The following is a 2,062-nucleotide window of genomic DNA, read 5'->3' on the forward strand; positions in this document are numbered from 1 at the left end:
GGCGGGCTTCGACACCGCCGGGTTCGTGGTGGCGCAGGCGCCCGACCACGTGGTGGAGAACGAGAAGGCGCTGGCGAAGGCGGGCGACGATCCGAAGAAGCGGCGCAAGGTGGTGCGCAAGAAACCGCCCGAGGGGTTCGTCAACTGGGGCGAGAACACCTTCGAGCGGCTGATCGCGGCCGAGCCCGAGCCGCTGACCTCGCGGTTCCGGGTCACGCACGCGATGCTGCTGTCCATCATCGCGCGGCCGGGCAACGCGTTCGACGCGATGCGGCGGCTGCTGGAGGACAACCACGAGCCGCGCCGGCAGCAGTTGCGCCACATCCGGCGGGCGATCGCCATCTACCGGTCGCTGCTCGACGGTGGCATCGTGGAGCGGCTCGAGACGCCGGACGCGCAGGGCCGCATCGTGCGGCTGACGGTGGATCTGCAGGCGGACTTCGCGTTGAACCAGCCGCTGTCGACGTTCGCCCTCGCCGCGTTCGAGCTGCTCGACCCGGAGTCGCCCTCCTACGCCCTCGACATGGTGTCGGTGGTGGAGTCGACGTTGGACGATCCCCGGCAGATCCTGGCGGCGCAGCAGAACAAGGCGCGGGGCGAGGCGGTGGCGGCGATGAAGGCCGAGGGGGTGGAGTACGAGGAGCGGATGGAGCGGCTGATGGACATCACGTATCCGCGGCCGCTCGACGAGCTGTTGTTCCATGCCTTCGGCCTGTACCGGACGAGCCATCCGTGGGTGAGCGATCATCCGCTGTCCCCCAAGTCCGTCGTCCGGGACATGTACGAACGGGCCATGACGTTCTCCGAGTTCGTGTCCCACTACGAGTTGGCGCGCACCGAGGGGATCGTGCTGCGCTATCTGGCCGGCGCCTACAAGGCGTTGGAGCACACCGTGCCCGAGGACCTGAAGTCCGAGGACTTCCAGGACATCACGGCGTGGTTGGGCGAGATGGTCCGCCAGGTCGACTCCAGCCTGCTCGACGAGTGGGAGCAGTTGGCCAACCCGGAGCTCGAGGACGCCGAGGAGGCGCGGGAGCGGGCGGACCAGGTGAAGCCGGTGACCGCCAATGCCCGGGCCTTCCGGGTGCTGGTGCGGAACGCGATGTTCCGCAGGGTGGAGCTGGCGGCCCTGGACCGGACCTGGGACCTCGGCGAGTTGGACGCCGAGTCGGGTTGGGACGCCGACGCCTGGGCCGCCGCGCTGGACGGCTACTGGCAGGAGTACGACGAGCTGGGCACCGGGCCCGAGGCCCGCGGCCCGCGGCTGCTGCAGATCGAGGAGCGCCCGGAGGACGGCCTCTGGCGGGTGCGGCAGACCTTCCACGACCCGGCGGGGGACCACGACTGGGGCATCTCGGCCGAGGTCGACCTGACGGCCTCGGACGCGGAGGCCCGGGCGGTGATCAAGGTCGTGGGCGTCGGCCAGCTCTGAGCCGTGGGCCGACCGGCGGGCGGGATCTGGCGTCCCGCAGGGCCAGCTCGAGCCCGCGCACGTACCAACGGGTCTCGTCCGGCTCGGTGGCGGTCAACAGCGCGTCGAGCATCCGCGGGCGGAAGCCGGGTGGCGGCGGGGCGGTGAGCGCCGGGCGGAGCCGCCGCAGCAGGACGCGCTCCCCGGCGTCGGGCACCAGCCGGGCGAGCGCCGGTGGCTCCAGCACCGCGGCGAACGCGGCCGCCCGCCGCCAGGGGTCGGCGGTGCGGCGGATCAGCTGGGCGACGCGCCGGGTGCGCCAACGGCGGGGTCGCCAGTCGTCGCCCCGGCGCAGCGCGCGGCGCAGCCCCTCGGGGATCGGGCCGCTGAGCAGCCTGGACTCGCGGTCCGCGAAGAGCCGCAGCTCGGCGGCCGGATACCACCAGGTGACGATGTGCAGGGGGCTGATCCGGAACTCGGCCGGGCTGAGACAGCCGCCTCTGGCCAGGCGGGCGAACCGGGCGGGGCTGATGTCCAGCAGGGCCGCGCCGTCGGTCGCGCCGACGAGGCGGGCGCCGGGGTCCGGTGCCCCGGCCTCGGCGGTCGCCCCGTGTGGGGCACTGGGCGTGAGGCTGTATCTTATACACAGCT

The 2,062-nt window shown here is 72.6% G+C and carries 2 protein-coding genes; one reads left to right on the forward strand and one right to left on the reverse strand.

What is annotated here, in order from left to right:
* Positions 1–1,432 (forward strand): DUF3516 domain-containing protein (locus tag E1283_RS35625; protein ID WP_132822300.1); only part of this gene is annotated, 1,432 nt, incomplete at its 5' end.
* Here E1283_RS35625 and E1283_RS37810 read toward each other — a convergent pair.
* Positions 1,404–2,062 (reverse strand): DUF6397 family protein (locus E1283_RS37810; RefSeq protein WP_165956366.1); only part of this gene is annotated, 659 nt, incomplete at its 5' end. The genes E1283_RS35625 and E1283_RS37810 overlap by 29 nt on opposite strands.

The organism is Streptomyces hainanensis (genome assembly GCF_004348415.1).
GTDB classification, from domain to species: domain Bacteria; phylum Actinomycetota; class Actinomycetes; order Streptomycetales; family Streptomycetaceae; genus Streptomyces; species Streptomyces hainanensis.